Origin of the sequence: Paraburkholderia sp. BL23I1N1, from assembly GCF_003610295.1 — a bacterium.
Taxonomy (GTDB): domain Bacteria; phylum Pseudomonadota; class Gammaproteobacteria; order Burkholderiales; family Burkholderiaceae; genus Paraburkholderia.
The window spans coordinates 429,406-447,187 of sequence record NZ_RAPV01000002.1 but is presented as its reverse complement, the minus strand read 5'-3'; the positions used below and the strand labels follow the sequence as shown (position 1 = coordinate 447,187).

The window sequence follows — 17,782 nt, the reverse complement described above, 5'->3', positions numbered from 1 at the left end:
GAAGAGGCTGAAGGCTAAGGACTATTCGGCCATGGGGCCGGTGGCGGGACGGCCTTCGATCTGCTCGTACAACACCGAACCATCTTCCCCGTCGAAACGCTCGACGTAATTGCGCGCGCCGCACATCGGGCAACGGAACAGGAGTCCCTGCCCTTCATTCTTGATGACGACGTCCGACATCTCCCACTGCTCGCCGCAGGGCTGGTTTCTACAAGTAAACACGTTGATTCTCCAACTGGATTCGATTGTTTATTGGGTGGGCCGGATCAATGGCCCAGCCGTGAATGCCGTCACTGTCGTGGTCGGCACCGCCGACGGTACAAGCCGAGCGCTTCAACCCAGATGCGTATGCCGCGCACGCGTTGCGCTCACGTCCATGTCGGTGAGACCCTGGACGATGCCGCAGTCTTCAACGGCCTGTTCGCCGTGGCATTGCTCGCGCAGCGTGGTCAGTTGCACTTTCAGTTGCTTCAATTCTTCGATACGCGTGTCGACGTGTGCAATGTGCTCGTCGATCAAGGCATTGATGCCGCCGCAACCGTCCGCCGGTGCGTCCGTCAGACGCAGCAACGCACGGATTTCGTCGTGGGTCATATCGAGCGCACGGCAATTGCGGATAAAGCGCAGGCGTTCGACGTGCCTCGCGGAATAGCTGCGGTAATTGGCCTCGGTGCGCTCCGCTTCGGGCAACAGGCCCTCTTTTTCGTAGAAACGGATGGTTTCGGTCGTGCAATGGGCGATTTTCGCCAGTTCGCCAATTTTCATGGACCCTCCGGATTGCGGCCTTGACCTTGTAGTGGCTTCAAGGTGTTTACTAGACCACAAATCGAACCAGGAAGCCACCCATGCCTCACGCCAATCTCGCCGAAGCGGACCGCCCGGAAGCGGCCAAAGCCTGTGCCCACGGGCATGAAGGGCATGTGTACGAGCATGCAAACGACGACGCCGATGGTCACGGTCATCGCGAATTCCGTGGTCACGGCCACGAAGCGCACACTCACGTTCACGGTGAAAGCTGCAGCCATGGCGACGCAGCGAACGACCACGGTCATGCACATGCCCACCGCCATGCCGAGGCAGGCTGTTGCGGAACGGCCCACGTTGCGGCGGCGCCGATCAAGCTTCCACAATCCGAAGCCGTCGGCAGCGACGTACGCACCGCGATCCGCATCATGCAGATGGACTGTCCGACCGAAGAAGCGCTGATCCGCAAGAAATTCAGCCGCATGCCGTATGTACGCAGCATGGACTTCAACCTGATGCAGCGCGTGTTGACCGTCGTGCACGCGCCGGACGCCCTCGACTCGATTCTCGCTGCGATCCGTTCGCTCGACTTCACGCCCGGACTGGCGAGCGCCGGTAGCGACGCCAAGCCTGCGGGCGCACCCAGCGCGCCGCCCAAACCGTGGTGGCCGCTGGCGCTCGCCGGCATCGCCGCGGTGGGCTCAGAGGCTGCCGGCTGGCTTGGCGCTCCGGTCTGGCTGGCTGCGGCTCTGGCGATCCTCGCGATCGCCTCCTGCGGCCTCACGACGTACAGAAAGGGCTGGCTCGCCATCCGCAACGGCAACCTGAACATCAACGCGCTGATGAGCATCGCGGTGACCGGCGCGCTGGCCCTGCAGCAGTGGCCGGAAGCCGCGATGGTGATGGTGCTCTTCACGATTGCCGAACTGATCGAAGCGAAATCGCTCGACCGCGCCCGCAATGCCATTCAGGGGCTGATGCAACTGACACCCGAACAGGCCTGCGTGCAGCAAACCGACGGCAGTTGGCGGCCCACGGACCTCAAGTCGATCACGCTCGGCGCGGTGGTGCGCGTGAAACCAGGCGAGCGGATCGCGCTCGACGGCGAAATCGTCGCGGGCCGCTCTAGCGTCGATCAGGCGCCGATCACCGGAGAAAGCCTGCCGGTCGACAAAACCGTAGGCGATGCCGTGTTCGCCGGCACGATCAACCAGGCCGGGTCGTTCGACTATCGCGTGACGGCCGCGGCCAGCAATACGACGCTCGCCCGCATCATTCACGCGGTCGAAGAGGCGCAAGGCACCAAAGCGCCGACCCAGCGTTTCGTCGACCAGTTCGCGCGCGTGTATACGCCGATCGTGTTCGCCGCCGCGCTCGCCGTGGCCGTGTTGCCGCGGCTGCTGTTCGGCGGACAGTGGCACGAATGGGTCTACAAGGCGCTGGTCATGCTGGTGATCGCCTGTCCGTGCGCGCTCGTGATCTCGACGCCGGTCACGATCGTCAGCGGCCTTGCTGCCGCCGCCCGCAAGGGCATCCTGATCAAAGGCGGCGCCTATCTTGAACAGGGCCGCAAGCTGAGCCGGCTCGCGCTCGACAAAACCGGCACGATCACGCACGGCAAACCCGTGCAAACCGAGTTCGAGATGCTGGGCGACGTCGACGTCGACGTCGTTCGTTGCAGGACGCTCGCGGCGAGCCTGGCGGGTCGCTCGGATCATCCGGTGTCGATGGCGATTGCGGCAGCGGCAAAAAGCGACAGCATCGCCAGCACCACGGTCGATACCTTCGAGGCACTGGCCGGCCGCGGTGTGCGCGGCGAAATCGACGGCTTGCCGTACTGGCTTGGCAATCATCGGTTGGTCGAAGAACTCGGACGCTGCTCGGCTTCGCTCGAAGCGCGGCTCGACGCGCTTGAAGGGCAAGGCAAAACCGTCGTGGTACTGGTGGACGCCGAACGCGTGCTCGCGCTGTTCGCCGTCGCGGATACGGTGAAGGAGACGAGCCGCGCCGCCATCGCCGATTTGCAGCGGCTCGGCGTGCGCGCCGTCATGCTCACCGGCGACAACCCGCACACGGCGGCCGCGATCGCGCAGCAAGTCGGCATCGACGAAGCACGCGGTGATCAGTTGCCTGAAGACAAGTTGAACGCGGTCGCGCAGTGGTCGCAGGAAGGCGCAACGGTCGGCATGGTCGGCGACGGCATCAACGACGCCCCCGCCTTGGCGCGCGCCGACATCGGCTTCGCGATGGGTGCGATGGGCACCGACACCGCGATCGAAACCGCCGACGTCGCGCTAATGGACGACGATCTGCGCAAGATTCCGATGTTCATTCGTCTCTCGAAGGCGACGCATTCGGTGCTGGTGCAGAACATCACGCTGGCACTGGGCATCAAGAGCGTCTTCCTCGTGCTGACGATGATGGGGCTGGGCACGATGTGGATGGCCGTATTCGCCGATGTCGGTGCGAGCCTGCTGGTGGTGGCGAATGGCTTGCGGCTGTTGCGCAAGTAACCCTCATTCGTTGCTCAACAACTAGTAACAAAAAGGGCGGCCCATGGGCCGCCCTTTTTTATCGCTTCACGTCAGCCGCCTCAGAATGCCGCTGTATCCGTGCCATAGGCTTTGTCGTACGGTCCCGCCGGCAAGCCGGTGCCGTACACACCCACCGCGCTGAAATTCGCCTGACGGGCGAGCGGAATGTAGTCCGGCTTCGCCTTTTCGATGGCCGCCGCGACCGCCGCCGAAATCAATACGCCGATCAAGCCGCCGCTCGAATTCACCTGCGGCGAATAATTCAAGACTTCATGGTTCTTCCACAACTCTTCACCGGTGGTGCCGCTCTTCAGCGAATAGTCGAGCTCGACCGTTGTGGTGGTTTTCAGCACCACGTACTTCGACTCCCAGTGCTTGATGCGGATGTACATGATCGCATCGGCGCCGAACATCTTGCCGAGCGCGGTCGGGTCGTTCGAGTGGACCATGTTGGCATCGGACAGACCGTCGTCGGCCATGACCTTCTTGGTCAGATTGACCGGGAACACGTAGTAGCCGCGCTCGGCGATCGGACGCGAAATGGTCGACAGGAAGAAGTCCGGTGCGTCGACGTCGACGCTCTCGTTGACCACCGGCACCACCAGGATCGAGTGCGGCGCCTGAGCGCGGAACGCGGTGTAGTCGGCGTGTTTCTGGGCCGTCTTGATCGGCGCGCAGGCGGCCAGCGCGGCCACCACCACGACAGCAAAGGCCGGACGAAATAAGGAATGAATACGCATCATGGCTTTTTGGTCGGGTTAGTGGACGCAAGGCGGATCATGTTCGTCATCAGCACGGCCGACTCCGGCCAAGTCGCCTTTTCTTTTTCAAAGTATTTGCTCGCGTTGGCGTTGTCGCCGGTTTCGAACAGCAGCTCGCCGTACTCGGCGTACATGCCAGGCGGCACTTTCTTATTCGCCGATTCCGACGCCTGAATCGCGGCCAGCAGCTTCTCCGCAAACGCGTGGCTGTCGGCCGGCGTCTGGTAGTAGCTGTACATCGCCGACTCGTAGTCGCCCCAGTTGTACTTCGCCACCGGCTGTTGCACGCAGCCGCTCGCCAACGCCACCAATGCGGCCGCGCAGCCGCCCTTTATCCAAGTTCTCATCATGGTTGTTTTTCCCCGTTCACACCGTTCGCCACATCGACCTTGATCGTCTCCCCGGACGACGCGAAGACCTTTTTGCTCAGCACAACACCTTCATTGCGTTTCACTTCGATCGTGTGCGCGCCTTCTTCGACGGTCAGCACGCGCTGCACGCCGTCGTACAGCGAGGCCTGGCCGATCACCGTGCCGTCGATCACGAGCGTTGCATCGGCGGGCGCGCCGATCAGCGCGAGCGTGGGCCGCGAACCGCCTGTTTCCACTTTCGATTGAGGCATCGCGCAGCCGCCCAACAGCGTCGCGGCGAGCACACACGACATTCCCAGCGCGCCGAACCGGCGCTTCATTTGGCTTGTGAGCATGGCTTACTCCGCGACGTAGTAGGTGGCCGCGCTCTTCGCGGCAAGCGCGCCGCTCGTGACCTGCGCGACCGACCCTTCATTGGTTTCGTTGTCGCCGAACGAACTGACCACGCGGACGGTCGCAACCGGTGTCGCCGGCAATGCGATCTGGAAGCCGGTCTGGCCGCTTTGCACCGATTCGCCCGGCTTGTACACGCGCAACGTGGCGCCCGGCTGGATGCCCTGGCGCGGACCGCCGGTGATGAACACCGTGCTGCCGTCGACCTTCAGAATGTCGGTGCGCCATTGACGCTCGTTGAGCTTGGTCATCATCGCGCCGATCACATCGGAGATCGCGGCGGAGATGGCCTTGTCGTTGAGCGTGCCGTCGTAGTCGGCACGGCTGCCGAAGCCGGCGATCTCGCCTGACTCGGTGCTCGCCTCGCCGCTGCCCTGCGCGGAGAAGAACACGTAACCGGTCTTCACGTCGACGAGACGCAGTTCGACTTTCGCGTGCGCCGTCTGGACCTTGGTGGAGCTCAGGAAGCCCGCTTTGCCGGTCGTACCGCGGCCGAACTCGGTCACCGAACCGAGGATCAGCGTGTCGACGCCGATCATCTTGCCGTCCTTGTTCAGCCCCTGCTCCGCGGCGATCTTGGTCAGGTCGGGACGCTCGAACACCATGAACTGCTTCGACTCGACCAGACGCGCGGCCAGGATATCGCTCGCCTGTTTGCCGAGCGGGTCGAGACTTGAGTCGGTGACGAAGGTGCGGCCATAGCGCGTCTCGTTCGAGAAACGGCCGATCGCGACCTTGCGTTTGAAGGTCTTCAACGCGGGGCGCGGCTTGCGCCTGTTGCGCGGCGGCCTGCTGGACTCGCGGTTGCGGTGCTTCAACCTTGACCGGTTGATCGGATACCGTCGCGCAACCGGTCATCGCCATGACGAGCGTCACGGCGCTTAAGATACGTTTCTTCATTTTCCCCGATTTGCTTCGTTATGTTGGCCTTGGCGGACTTCAATGCGCGCACTGTTGATGGCCGCATTCGAGTCTGCTCATCGTTATGCATAGCGGATTAATCGACTTCCGTCGGAGGCGAATTCGCTTTATCAATCAAAGACTTTTCACTTTTTATCCGATTCGGAAAACACTCTATACCGCTTCGCATACCGTTAATATCGGCATGCGAATGCGAAACTTAAGGTCTTATTTAATTGCGCATGAAGAAATTCGGAAAGCCACGGCCCGTTGCGCCAATGTCCTATGCATTTAATGCGCGAATGAATAGCCGTGCGATTGCGCGCGGCCACTGATTCCGGCCTTTAACGTATCGGAAGGCCGTATGCCAAACAGCTTCCGGTAATCGGTCGCGAACTGGCTCAGATGCCAGAAACCCCAGGCCACGGCGACATCCTGGACCGAACGTGACGCCGGCGCCGCATGGCACAGATCGCGCCGCGCGCCGTTCAGGCGAATCGTGCGCAGATAGGTCGCGGGCGCCATGCCAAGCACGTCCTGAAAGCAGTATTGCAGCGTGCGCCGGCTCACATGCAGCCGCTCGCACAACTCCGGCACGTTGACCGCACGCTCGCGATTGGCCAGGACGTACTCGCGCGCTTCAGACACGATCGACTGACGCCGCCCGCGCGCAGGCATCGCGACCGGCTCCCCGCAGGCAACGCGCCCACATCGAATAGCGACGCCAGCACCGACGCCTGCAAATTGTCGCGTGCAAACGAGGACAGCGGCGTGCCGTTCGCCGCGCCGTCATCGAGCAGCTGGCGCAGCGACGCGCACAAGCGCGCCTTGCGAGCCGCGCCGATCGACACAACCTCCGTGTTCGGCAGATGGTCGGCCAGACCGATGCGCTCGACTTCAGCCGCGTACCGGCGCAGCACTTCCCCCTTCACCACCACGCCGAAAATCTCGTAGCCCGCCGAGGTCAGCAATTCGAATTCGATCCCGCCCGGACGAAATGCGAGCGCATCGCCCGCGATCACCTGTGCGTCGATCCGGCCGGATCCCTCGGGGCACGTCGGAATGCCGAACCAGTAAGCGTCCTCCTGCACCTCGCAAGTCTGCCGCAACGTATGGCTAGTGGTTTCGACGAACACCTGCATGTGATCGAGACACAGTTCCGTCAAACCGCCGACGAAGCGGCCCGCAGTCAGTTGGTCGTAGGTCTGGTTCCAGCCGTGGAGATTACGCGCCTGCTCGTCGGCGTCGTACGCGACACAGGTCTGCACGCAGAAGCTCGGCTCCTGCGTGTGCGTCGGTGCTGTCAGGCTGTCGTTTCGGAATTCAATCGTCATACCGGATCTGCGAGCACGAAGTATCGAGGAGAAAAAGGAAGGCAATTCCCATGCCGAACGGATTCAACGCTTACTGTGCCTGGATCTCACCGGCAGGTGCTCACGCCCTGTTCAATTCCTGAACAGCGGTGCGCACACTGCTCAGAAACGAAACGCTCATTTCTGGGAACGTGAGCTATGCCACGCGCCACGCGTTGCAGGAGTGCCTGCTGCGCGTGCGCGGCTCACCAGCGCGGTGCATTGGCACAGTTCTGGCTGTAGCCTCTCGCGGCCAAGCGAAATATCACGCCGAATATAGCCCATTCAACATGTGAGGAGCACACAGATGAATCACGCAGAGATGCAATTCTTGACCACCGAATTCCCGTACAAAAAGCAGTATGCGAATTTTATCGGCGGCGAATGGGTGAAGCCTGTAGGTGGCGAGTACTTCGACAACGTGTCGCCGATCACCGGTGAGCCGTTCACCTCGATCCCGCGTTCACGCGAAGCCGATATCGAACTCGCACTGGACGCCGCGCATCGTGCGAAGGCAGCGTGGGGCAAGACCTCGACCACCGATCGCGCGAACATCCTGAACCGCATCGCCGACCGGATGGAAGCGAATCTGCAGCGCATCGCCGTGGCTGAAACGATCGACAATGGCAAGCCGCTGCGCGAAACGATGGCTGCGGATATCCCGCTCGCCATCGATCATTTCCGCTATTTCGCCGGCGCCGTGCGTGCGCAGGAAGGCTCGATATCCGAGATCGACCATGACACCGTTGCGTATCACTATCACGAACCGCTCGGCGTGGTCGGCCAGATCATTCCGTGGAATTTCCCGATCCTGATGGCGGTGTGGAAACTCGCGCCTGCCCTCGCTGCCGGCAATTGCGTCGTGCTAAAACCGGCCGAGCAAACGCCTGCGTCGATTCTCGTGCTGATCGAACTGATCCAGGACTTGCTGCCGCCGGGCGTGCTGAACGTGGTAAACGGGTTCGGCCTTGAAGCCGGCAAACCGCTCGCTTCGAGCAAGCGCATCGCAAAGATCGCTTTCACGGGCGAGACAACGACCGGCCGCCTGATCATGCAGTACGCAAGCCAGAACATCATTCCGGTGACGCTCGAACTCGGCGGCAAGAGCCCGAACATTTTCTTCGCCGACGTGATGAACGAGGACGACAGCTACTTCGACAAGGCGCTCGAGGGCTTCACGATGTTCGCGCTGAATCAGGGCGAAGTCTGCACGTGTCCGTCGCGCGTGCTGATCGACGAAAAGATTTACGACCGCTTCATGGAGCGCGCGTTGAAGCGTGTGGCCGCAATCACGCAAGGCCATCCGCTCGACACGAAGACGATGATCGGCGCACAGGCCTCGCAGGAACAACTGGAAAAAATCCTCTCGTACGTCGATCTCGGCAAGCAGGAAGGTGCCGAGTGTCTCATCGGCGGTGAGCGCAATACGCTTGGCGGCGAACTGAGCAAGGGCTACTACATAAAGCCGACCGTATTCCGCGGCCACAACAAGATGCGGATCTTCCAGGAAGAAATCTTCGGGCCGGTTGTTTCCGTGACGACCTTCAAGAACGAAGACGAAGCGCTCGAAATCGCCAACGATACGCTCTACGGTCTCGGCGCCGGCGTATGGACGCGCGACGGTACACGCGCCTATCGCTTCGGCCGGCAAATCCAGGCGGGCCGCGTGTGGACCAACTGCTATCACGCGTATCCGGCACATGCTGCGTTTGGTGGCTACAAGCAATCGGGCATCGGCCGGGAAAATCACAAGATGATGCTCGATCACTATCAGCAGACCAAGAACCTGCTCGTCAGCTATAGCGACAAGCCGCTCGGTTTCTTCTGAGCGTAACGTAACGACCCTGTCCGAGCGGGCCGCATTGCGCGGCTCGCTCTTTTTCAGCGAGGGCATGTGATGGCTGATGAGAAGGAAGTGGCCCGTGTGATCGCCACGCCTGCTGCGGTCGATTTGATCGATAAGCTACGCGCCGAACACGGAGCCGTGCTGTTTCACCAATCCGGCGGATGCTGCGACGGTAGCGCGCCGATGATGTTTCCGCAGAGCGAGTTCATGGTGGGCTCGTCTGATGTGAAACTCGGTGCGATTGCCGGTGTGCCGTTCTACATGAGTGAATCGCAGTTCGAGTACTGGCAGCACACGCAGTTGATTATTGACGTTGTGCCGGGCAATGGTGGGATGTTTTCTTTGGAGCGTCCGAGCGGGTTGCGGTTCTTGACGCGCTCGCGACTGTTCGAGGATGGCGAAAACGCGTGGTTGGAAACGCATCCGGTGGAACGGGCGGATGCTTAACTCATATCTCTTAGCCGCGCGTGTCTAGTTTGAATCGTCGCCGACTGCGGGTGGTGTCGGCGCACTCGCCAGCAGTGCATCACTGTCGTCTTTCAGGCCGACGCCGGTCAGTCCCAGACGCCGTGCGTTCGTCAACAGATAGTGCAACTTGTGTGCGGCTGATTCGTAGTTAAGACCTTCAGGCCGCACGTTGGAAATACAGTTGCGTTGCGCGTCGCTGCAACCCACTTTTGGCGCGTAGGTCAGGTAGATACCCAGGCTATCCGGCGAGCTCAACCCTGGACGCTCGCCAATCAGCATCACAACCAGTTTGGCGTTGAGCAGTTCACCGATCTCGTCACCGAGCGCAACGCGCGCCTGACGCGCGACTACGACTGGGCCGATCTTCCAATCGGCCATGCGTGGAACGACAGCTTGCAGCAGCGGGATCGATTGCTTCGACGCGGCGAACGCAGAAAGGCCGTCACCGATGACGAAAACCACTTCAGGTGAATCGATCTTGAGTTGTCCAAGCGCTACACGGCTCTCATCGCTTAAGCGCCTGCCCAGATCAGGACGCCGCAAATAATGCTCGCGATCGGGCGCGGCACTATGCACATCCAATGTGCTGAAACTTTGCGCGCGCAACTGTTCGTGCAGCACGTCCACATCGAGCGGATGATGTACCGCGTCGCGCGCCTGCGCATGCGAGAGGTTGAACGCCAGCAATGGTGCCGTCGGCAAACTATTGCCCGCGCGGCCCAATGCGATGCGTGCGTTCGTGAACTGCCGCAGCGCGTTCCATGGATTCTTTTTCGAGCAAGTCGCTCATGCGATCCCCATCCAATCGGGTGCGCCTTCCAGCAGCGGTTGTTGTGTCGATGCACTCAGCAACGCGCCGCGCGCGTCAGTGATCTGCATCGACTCCAGCCATTCTTCGAATTCCGGTGCACGGCGCAGGCCGAGCACGTCGCGCACGTAAAGGGCGTCGTGGAAGGACGTGCTTTGATAGTTGAGCATCACATCGTCCGCGCCGGGAATGCCCATGATGAAGTTGATGCCCGCTACGCCGAGCAGCGTGAGCAGGTTATCCATATCGTCCTGATCGGCTTCGGCGTGATTCGTATAGCAGATGTCGCAGCCCATCGGCACGCCGAGCAGCTTGCCGCAGAAATGATCTTCAAGACCCGCACGCGTGATCTGCTTGCCGTCGTACAGATACTCCGGTCCGATGAAACCGACCACCGTGTTGACCAGAAATGGATTGAACTTGCGCGCGACTGCATAGGCGCGTACTTCGCAAGTCTGTTGATCGACGCCGAAATGCGCATCGGCCGACAAGGCGCTCCCCTGGCCGGTTTCGAAATACATCAGGTTATTGCCGACGGTGCCGCGTTTCAACGACAACCCTGCTTCATACGCTTCCTGCAACAACGCAAGCGAAATGCCGAAACCCGCGTTCGCTTTCTCCGTACCGGCAATCGACTGAAACACCAGATCGACCGGCGCGCCTTTTTCGATCGCCGCAATCGTGTTCGTGACGTGAGTCAGCACGCAGGATTGCGTGGGCACCTGATAGCGTTGCCGGACGTCGTCGATCATCAGCAACAGCTTGGTGATCGCGGCAAGATTGTCGCTGGCGGGATTGATGCCGATCATCGCGTCGCCGCAGCCGTACATCAGGCCGTCGAGCATCGATGCGGCGATGCCTTTGACATCGTCGGTTGGGTGATTTGGTTGCAGACGCACCGACATGTGCCCCGGGCAGACCAACCGTATTGCGAAAGCGCGTAATCACCGGACGCTTACGCGCCGCCGCGATCAGATCCTGATTGCGCATCAACTTCGAAACCGCCGCCACCATCTCCGGCGTGAGGCCGGCGGTGATACGCGTGAGCGCATCCGCATCGGTCGTGTTGCTCAACAACCAGTTGCGGAAATCGCCGACCGTGAGATGCGAGATCTCAGCGAAGGCTTGCGGCGAGTGATCGTCGATCACGAGGCGCGTCACCTCGTCGCTTTCGTATGGGACCAACGCTTCGTTGAGAAACGTGCGCAGCGGCACCTGCGCGAGCGCCATCTTGGCCGCGACGCGCTCTTCTTCGCTCGCCGCCGCGACGCTCGCGAGCTGGTCGCCGGAACGCTGCGGACTGGCTTTCGCCATCAACGTTTTCAGGTCGGCGAAACGGTAAGTACGGCTGCCGATTGTCTCGGTGTAGCTCATCTTTACGACTCCATCGCCGCTGCTTATACAGCGGCTCGATCCGTCACTCTTCGAGCAAAGCGTCCGACGGTGCTGCTTCGCGTTGATGGCGCGTCAACAGGAAGTAGACGTAACCAAGCGCGAGGAAGATCGCGAACACGATAGCCACCAGGAAATTGAAGTAGACCATCGTAGCCAGACAAATCACCGCGGCCACCAGCGCGAACGCCGGAAAGAACGGAAACAGCGGCGCGCGGAACGGCCGCTCCATGTTCGGGTTCGAGCGGCGCAGCTTGAACAGCGACAACATACTGATGATATACATCACGATAGCGCCAAATACGGACATCGTCACGATGTTCGCCGTCAGCGTCTGGCCGCCGAACTGGATCAGCTCGTCGCTGTAGATCGCCGCGATGCCGACCACGCCACCCGCGATGATCGCGCGATGCGGCGTCTTGAAGCGCGGATGCACCTTGGAGAGCCACTCCGGCAGATAACCCGCGCGGGCCAGCGCGAAAATTTGCCGCGAATAGCCGAGGATGATGCCGTGAAACGACGCGACGAGCCCGAAGAGGCCGAGCCACACCAGCATATGCATCCAGCCGCTATGTTCGCCGACGATAAATTTCATGGCCTGCGGCAGCGGATCGTTGATGTTCGACAGCTTGGTCCAATCTCCGGCGGCGCCTGCGAACACCATCACGCCAATGGCGAGCACGACCAGCGTCAGAATGCCGGCGACATAGGCTATCGGAATCGAACGCTTGGGATTCTTGGCTTCTTCCGCAGCCATCGCGACGCCTTCGATCGCGAGGAAAAACCAGATCGCGAAGGGAATCGCCGCGAACATGCCGTGGAACGAACCCATGCTGAAGGTGTCTGCACCGGACCAGCCGCCATTCGTGAAGTTCGACCACTGAAAACCGGGCGACGCGACGCCCATGAACACCAGCAATTCAAAGATCGCGAGCAGCGTCACGCACAACTCGAAGGCCGCCGCGATCTGCACGCCGACGATATTCAACGCCATGAAGACGAGATACGCGCCCATGGCCGCGTGTTTCGGCTCCAGGCCGGGAAACTGCACGTGCAGATAGGCGCCAATTGCGAGCGCGATTGCGGGCGGCGCAAAGACGAATTCGACTAATGTCGCCGCGCCCGCCAGATAACCGCCAGTCGGGCCAAAAGCGTGGCGCGCGTATGCGAAGGGGCCACCCGCATGCGGAATCGACGTGGTGAGTTCGGTGAAACTGAAAATGAAGGTGGTATACATCGCGGCAATAAACACCGCCGTGATGACGAAACCGAGCGTGCCGGCGCTCGCCCAACCATAGCTCCAGCCGAAATACTCGCCGGAAATGACCAGCCCGACCGCGATCCCCCACAGTTGCCACGTGCCGAGCGTCTGCTTCAACTCGTGATGCGTAACTTTACCGACGTGCTGACTTTTGGATTCTGATTTCATCGGACGCTCCTGATGTTGCCGCTTGCTCAACGCCGCAAGGCTTTGCGGTGCATGGGCGGACAGGCTTCAGCCGATGGTAGTGAGCCATTATTCGAGGTGTTATCGAAATTCGGCAAAGTTCGGGGGCGATTGTGTCAGTCGGCGCTTAATTCCGTTTGCGTGCGATAGGTGAAGTTCGCAGGATTTGGTAAATGGGGACGTGGTACTTTGGTTCGCATCCCTTCGGCAATCTTCTTTTGGTTAGTTGGTCACTCACTCATGAACCCATTGGACAATCGGGCGCGCTACGAAACGCGGCTCGGCCGCGTGCTGGATCATATTTACGATCATCTCGACGAACCGCTGGATATCGATCGTTTAGCGGACATTGCCTGCATGTCGCCGTATCACTGGCATCGCATCTATCAGGCGATGTATGGCGAGACGGTCGCGACGACCGTGCGTCGCTTACGGCTGCATCGCGCGGCGGGATATCTGGCGAATGGCTCGATGCCGATCGCTGAGATTGCCGAGCGCTCGGGCTATAGCAGTTTGCAGTCTTTCTCTCGCACCTTTCGCGCGGTGTTCGGCATTCCGCCGACGCAGTACCGCAAACAGGGAACACATAGCCGGTTTCGTCCGGCGCTTTCAGGAGACGATCAAATGACGATGCGTGAAGTGGTGATTCGTCACGTGGAGCCGATGGAGGTTTTGTCGGTGGATCACGTTGGGCCGTATATGCAGATCGGCAAGGCGTTTGATGGATTGTTCGGCTGGCTGGCGAAACACAATTTGCTGGCGGGGCAGATGCGCATGATCGGGATTTATTACGACGATCCGGGGGTTGTTGCAGAGAATGCGTTGCGGTCGAAGGCTGGGGTGTTGTTGCCGCATCCGGTTCAGGCTTCGGTGACGGTGAGTCCGCCGGTTTCGATGGCGCATGTGAAAGGCGGTGAGTACGCGGTGTTGCAGCACAAGGGGCCGTGCAGCGATATGCGTGCGGCTTATGAGTGGTTGTATGGGACGTGGCTTGTGCAGTCGGGGCGTGAAGCGGCGGATGCACCGGTGTTCGAGGAGTATCTGAATAGCCCGAAGGAGACTGCGCCTGCTGAGTTGTTGACGGAGATTTGTTTGCCGTTGGTTTGATGGTTTTGGCTTGGTTCGCTTTGTTCTGCCTGCTTTGTGCTTCCTTGTGCAGCGGGTTCGCGGTTGCCTCTCTGGTTTTTATAGCCTTTGTATATGTATACGTAGTAATAGTTAACAAGCCTCGCACCTGGCTGTGGATAACTTGAATCTTCGTTTACGGATCAAGGGACTGCAGAATCCATAACCCTGCGGAGCGTGGGCGAACAGGAGCAAGGAGCCAGGGAAAACTTTTGACTGACCTGGCGAGGTCGCCGGTTTATCAAAGTTTCGCCCACAACGTGTCAGGTGGGTTGTACAAAAGTTGTCCAGAGGGGGCTGTGGATAAGTGGGGCTATTTGCGTATCCGCCGAAGCGTGAGCCCTTTGCGACGGCTGGAAATTACCGATCCGACATAACCAGTTTCCTCGACGAACTAAAAAAGAAACACGTAGATCTCGAAGAAAGGCAGAGGAAGGGCCGGGTCTTACTCTGGGACTGCGAGCCGATCGACCTCGACGAGCGACGCGCAAATGCCAGTTCCACGGTGCAGTTCCTGCGAAACTCGTCGCTGTAGTCAGCGACGTGATGAGTGGGACGCGCAGAGAGCGATCAGCGGTTGGATAAATGAGCAAGACCGCCTGAACCCGCCCGCTAGGAGCGTGCGCGGCAGAAGTCTGATGTCATCCGGTCGGGCAGGGTAAACGTTGTTAGCAGATGACAACAAGCTATCTCCCCTACGAGCCGCAGCAGCAGATGTTGCTGCCCCACGCGCTGCAAGACTGGCTGCCCGAAGGGCACCTTGCCTACTACATCAGCGACACGGTGGACTCACTCGACCTCTCCGCTTTCCATGCGCGGTATGCCGGCGGTGGTCAGCGCAACCAGCCCTTTCATCCGGCGATGATGGTGAAGGTGCTCGTGTACGGCTATGCGACCGGCGTGTTCTCGTCGCGCAAGCTGGCCAGGAAGCTGCATGAGGATGTCGCGTTCCGGGTCCTGGCGGCGGGCAACTATCCGGCGCACCGGACGCTGTGCGACTTCCGCGCCTTTCACCTCAAAGAACTGTCGGACCTGTTTGTGCAGGTGGTGAAACTGGCCAGGGAGTGCGGACTGATCAGGCTCGGGACGATTGCCGTTGACGGCACGAAGATCAAGGCCAATGCCTCGCGCCACAAGGCGATGAGCTACGACCGGATGAAGAAAGCCGAGCTTGAACTGAAAGAACAGATCGATGCGCTGCTGGCAAAAGCGAAAGTGGCCGATGACGCTGAGAAGAACGAGCCTGAACTCGATATTCCGGCCGAGATCACGCGGCGCGAGGACCGGCTTGCGGTCATCCGTGCTGCGCGTGCGCGTCTGGAAGAGCGCCAGCGCCAGGCCGATATCGCGCGTGGTCGTAGCGACGACGACACGCCGCCGGACGGCGGCGACAAGCCGAAAAAGAAGTCGCGCTTCAAGTACAGGTTCGGCGAGCCCAAGCCCGACGCCCAGGAGAATTTTACTGACCCGGAAAGCCGGATCATGAAGCACGCCGGCGGCGGCTTCGACTATTCCTACAATGCCCAGGCTGCCGTCGACGACACGGCCCACATCATCGTCGCGGCCGAACTGGGTAACAGTGCCGCCGACAGCGGCCAGTTGCCAGGCGTTCTTGCTGCCGTGCTGCGTGACGCTGGCGCCAATCCCAGGCAAGTCCTTGCCGACGCGGGCTACCGGTCGGAAGCGACGTTCGAGCAATTGCGCGAGCATCCCGCCGAGCTGATTGTGGCGCCCGGACGCGAGGGCAAGAAAGATGTGAGGGTCGATGCCCTGAAGCGCCCGCTGTGCGCCGCGATGGCAGAAAAGTTTACTTCTGCGCAAACTCAGGCGGCCTATCGAAAGCGCAAATGGCTGTCCGAACCGCCGAATGCCTGGGTAAAAAGCGTTCTCGGATTTCGACAATTCAGCATGCGCGGACTGGCCAAGGCTCAGGCCGAGTGGAAGCTCGTCTGCGTGGCGCTGAACCTGCGCAGAATGTCGAAAATGAAACTTGCGTAAGCCCGGAAGGGGGCAAGTTTGCCTGATTTCGCCCCCGGGCAAACCATTTTTGCGCGCACTGGCGGGCAAAACTGCAATCGCAGTTGACGCCGCCCGATCTGGCGTCAACTCCGGAGGCTCAAATTCTGTCTGCCGCGCGGACTCCTAGCTCCGCTGCATTGAGCGGGGCGGTTTCCAGCACCACCGAAAACTTGTCTTCCGAAGACCACGCTTCGGGATTCTTCCCATCTCCCGGCACCACCGCTCCCTGTCCTTTCGCCTCGCGGCGCCATGCATACAACGTATAAGTCGTAATCCCTGTCTCTCCGGCTAGCGCCGAAACACGTGCGTTCTCCGGCGGCATCATGCGACGCACCACCGCTTCTTTTCTTTCTGCTGGGTAGGCTTTCATTTACTCTGATTTTACCGTCCCCGGACCTTGTCTATGAGAATCAGATGACACGACAATAAGTCTGACACCGGGGGATTTGACCACGTAGTGCGACTGGCACGGCAGATTCCAGCTTCCGACCGAAGGCCAGAGCGAAATATGCTCGCCGTCGAACGTTAGCGACCAATCTGTCGGCGTGAGCGGGGTTACGACCTCGTTTCCGCAGCCGCAACAGCAGCTGTGAGAGATCGTTCCATATTCCATTGAAACGTAAAGGCGTCCCAGCTCAAGTTCTCTTGGAATGGTCTTGACGAAGACGGGCTCCAGCACCGAGACGCGCATCATTCGTTCACCTCGTTTACGAGCATGTTTCCGTCCGTTGTGTACGAGCAGTGCATCTCTTTGTCCAGATCGCGATAGAAACCGCGATACTTCTTCCACCTGATCACCGCCAGCGCAGCATTGAGTGCGTTTAACTCAGCGATCTGAATATTCGACCGATAAACGTTTTTTTCATCAGCCCCCTCGAACGCGATCTTCCTGTTAGCGAAATCGCGATGTCCAGGTTCGCTGAGTGTTACGCGAAGAATCCCGCCGAGCGTTCCAGCAGAGAGCTCCAATCCCATACCAACATCGAGAAATGGTACGCCAAGCTGCTCAAGACGCCTGACGGCAGTCCGTTTAGCTACTCCGTCATCCATGCAAAGAAACGCAAACGTGACGCAGTCCAGCAAATGCACGTTCGTTTCGTTCAACTCAGACGCGTGCGCGACAATACCGCTCCGCATCTGGCCGTAGATCTGTGCGAAATACTCGACCTTCTTCGGCACTTCGCGCAGCTCGTCAATGGTCGGTGCACCCGGGGCGCGAAACGCGTTGTGCTGGTAAAAATCGTCTCCGTCGATGAGGTGAATTTCCTCTGCCGGTGTCTTGGCGACCAGATCAAGAACATAGGAGCCGGTACCGCCAACGCCGACGCTCGCGTTCCAGCAGCTTCGTCAGTGCGCCAATGCCTGCTCGATCTGATGCTGTCTCGACGTAATTAAACACGCTGTCCTCGTCCGGTTCGACCGCGAACACCTTTCGGGGGCTCGAACCAGGCTCAATCACCCCCGCTGGCCCTGAAATAATCGTTGCATACGTGGCCAATTTCTCGAAATAGTCGACGTACCCGTCCTGATTTGGCTTGCTGGACAGATAGTGCGATCCGACATGCATCAGGTCGTGCGGAATCTGGTTGCCCGCCGCAATGCTGCGCATCGGAGTTCCGTCT

General features: G+C 60.2%; 17 protein-coding genes and 3 pseudogenes. 6 read left to right on the top strand and 14 right to left on the bottom strand.

Annotation, left to right across the window (positions count from 1 at the left end; genetic code table 11):
- Window positions 1–21: 21 nt before the first annotated feature.
- Both B0G76_RS34645 and cadR read right to left on the bottom strand, forming a co-directional pair.
- Window positions 22–222 carry a hypothetical protein gene (locus tag B0G76_RS34645; protein WP_028197690.1) on the bottom strand — a complete coding sequence of 67 codons (201 nt, stop codon included), beginning with the start codon at window positions 220–222 and terminating at the stop codon, window positions 22–24.
- A 111-nt stretch (window positions 223–333) separates the two neighbouring features.
- Window positions 334–765: a Cd(II)/Pb(II)-responsive transcriptional regulator gene (cadR, locus tag B0G76_RS34640; RefSeq protein ID WP_120297290.1), complete on the bottom strand. Its 432-nt coding sequence runs from the start codon at window positions 763–765 to the stop codon at window positions 334–336.
- 80 nt (window positions 766–845) lie between these two features.
- Here cadR and B0G76_RS34635 point away from each other — a divergent pair, with 80 nt between their 5' ends.
- On the top strand, window positions 846–3,257 hold the full coding sequence (locus tag B0G76_RS34635) for a heavy metal translocating P-type ATPase (RefSeq protein WP_120297289.1): 2,412 nt from the start codon (window positions 846–848) through the stop codon (window positions 3,255–3,257).
- A gap of 80 nt (window positions 3,258–3,337) precedes the next feature.
- On the opposite strand, the gene B0G76_RS34630 is transcribed toward B0G76_RS34635, so the two are convergent.
- From B0G76_RS34630 to B0G76_RS34610, 5 genes and pseudogenes are all read right to left on the bottom strand, one after another.
- Window positions 3,338–4,021: a GNA1162 family protein gene (locus tag B0G76_RS34630; RefSeq protein ID WP_120297288.1), complete on the bottom strand. Its 684-nt coding sequence runs from the start codon at window positions 4,019–4,021 to the stop codon at window positions 3,338–3,340.
- A complete protein-coding gene (locus B0G76_RS34625) occupies window positions 4,018–4,389 on the bottom strand; it encodes a DUF4810 domain-containing protein (RefSeq protein WP_120297287.1) in 372 nt (123 codons plus the stop codon). Before B0G76_RS34625 ends, B0G76_RS34630 begins: the two co-directional genes overlap by 4 nt.
- Window positions 4,386–4,745 carry a hypothetical protein gene (locus B0G76_RS34620; protein WP_147394128.1) on the bottom strand — a complete coding sequence of 120 codons (360 nt, stop codon included), beginning with the start codon at window positions 4,743–4,745 and terminating at the stop codon, window positions 4,386–4,388. The genes B0G76_RS34625 and B0G76_RS34620 overlap by 4 nt, the downstream gene beginning before the upstream one ends.
- 3 nt (window positions 4,746–4,748) lie before the next feature.
- Window positions 4,749–5,558, bottom strand: a complete 810-nt coding sequence (locus B0G76_RS34615; RefSeq protein WP_259460913.1) for a CsgG/HfaB family protein — start codon at window positions 5,556–5,558, stop codon at window positions 4,749–4,751.
- A 436-nt stretch (window positions 5,559–5,994) separates the two neighbouring features.
- Window positions 5,995–7,037 (bottom strand): annotated as a pseudogene (locus B0G76_RS34610) (helix-turn-helix domain-containing protein).
- A gap of 325 nt (window positions 7,038–7,362) precedes the next feature.
- Here B0G76_RS34610 and adh point away from each other — a divergent pair.
- Window positions 7,363–8,883 (top strand): aldehyde dehydrogenase, encoded by a 1,521-nt coding sequence (gene adh, locus B0G76_RS34605; protein WP_120297285.1) that lies wholly within the window; start codon window positions 7,363–7,365, stop codon window positions 8,881–8,883.
- A 69-nt stretch (window positions 8,884–8,952) separates the two neighbouring features.
- A complete protein-coding gene (locus B0G76_RS34600) occupies window positions 8,953–9,348 on the top strand; it encodes a DUF779 domain-containing protein (protein ID WP_120297284.1) in 396 nt (131 codons plus the stop codon).
- Between the two features lie 24 nt (window positions 9,349–9,372).
- Here B0G76_RS34600 and eutC read toward each other — a convergent pair whose 3' ends face one another.
- From eutC to eat, 3 genes and pseudogenes are all read right to left on the bottom strand, one after another.
- Window positions 9,373–10,122, bottom strand: a complete 750-nt coding sequence (gene eutC, locus B0G76_RS34595) for an ethanolamine ammonia-lyase subunit EutC (protein WP_120297283.1) — start codon at window positions 10,120–10,122, stop codon at window positions 9,373–9,375.
- Between the two features lie 33 nt (window positions 10,123–10,155).
- Window positions 10,156–11,551 (bottom strand): annotated as a pseudogene (locus B0G76_RS34590) (ethanolamine ammonia-lyase subunit EutB).
- Between the two features lie 43 nt (window positions 11,552–11,594).
- Window positions 11,595–12,998 (bottom strand): ethanolamine permease, encoded by a 1,404-nt coding sequence (gene eat / locus B0G76_RS34585; protein WP_120297282.1) that lies wholly within the window; start codon window positions 12,996–12,998, stop codon window positions 11,595–11,597.
- 258 nt (window positions 12,999–13,256) lie between these two features.
- Here eat and B0G76_RS34580 point away from each other — a divergent pair, with 258 nt between their 5' ends.
- The 3 genes from B0G76_RS34580 to B0G76_RS34570 all read left to right on the top strand — a co-directional run bounded on the left by B0G76_RS34580 (window position 13,257) and on the right by B0G76_RS34570 (window position 16,139).
- Window positions 13,257–14,123 carry a GyrI-like domain-containing protein gene (locus B0G76_RS34580; RefSeq protein WP_120297281.1) on the top strand — a complete coding sequence of 289 codons (867 nt, stop codon included), beginning with the start codon at window positions 13,257–13,259 and terminating at the stop codon, window positions 14,121–14,123.
- 325 nt (window positions 14,124–14,448) lie between these two features.
- Window positions 14,449–14,676, top strand: coding sequence for a DUF3460 family protein (locus tag B0G76_RS34575; protein ID WP_120297280.1), 228 nt, complete (start codon window positions 14,449–14,451; stop codon window positions 14,674–14,676).
- A gap of 140 nt (window positions 14,677–14,816) precedes the next feature.
- Window positions 14,817–16,139, top strand: a complete 1,323-nt coding sequence (locus tag B0G76_RS34570; protein WP_120289662.1) for an IS1182 family transposase — start codon at window positions 14,817–14,819, stop codon at window positions 16,137–16,139.
- Window positions 16,140–16,284: 145 nt separating this feature from the next.
- Here the strand turns inward: B0G76_RS34570 and B0G76_RS34565 are convergent.
- The 4 genes and pseudogenes from B0G76_RS34565 to B0G76_RS43140 form a co-directional block, all read right to left on the bottom strand.
- A pseudogene (locus B0G76_RS34565) lies at window positions 16,285–16,530 on the bottom strand (transposase); the annotation flags it as partial.
- Window positions 16,531–16,773, bottom strand: coding sequence for a DUF6527 family protein (locus B0G76_RS43375; protein WP_310793974.1), 243 nt, complete (start codon window positions 16,771–16,773; stop codon window positions 16,531–16,533). It abuts the pseudogene before it with no gap.
- Window positions 16,774–16,850: 77 nt separating this feature from the next.
- A complete protein-coding gene (locus B0G76_RS44370; RefSeq protein WP_183082269.1) occupies window positions 16,851–17,339 on the bottom strand; it encodes a hypothetical protein in 489 nt (162 codons plus the stop codon).
- A 112-nt stretch (window positions 17,340–17,451) separates the two neighbouring features.
- A complete protein-coding gene (locus B0G76_RS43140; RefSeq protein WP_183082268.1) occupies window positions 17,452–17,769 on the bottom strand; it encodes a DUF6791 domain-containing protein in 318 nt (105 codons plus the stop codon).
- Window positions 17,770–17,782 lie beyond the last annotated feature (13 nt).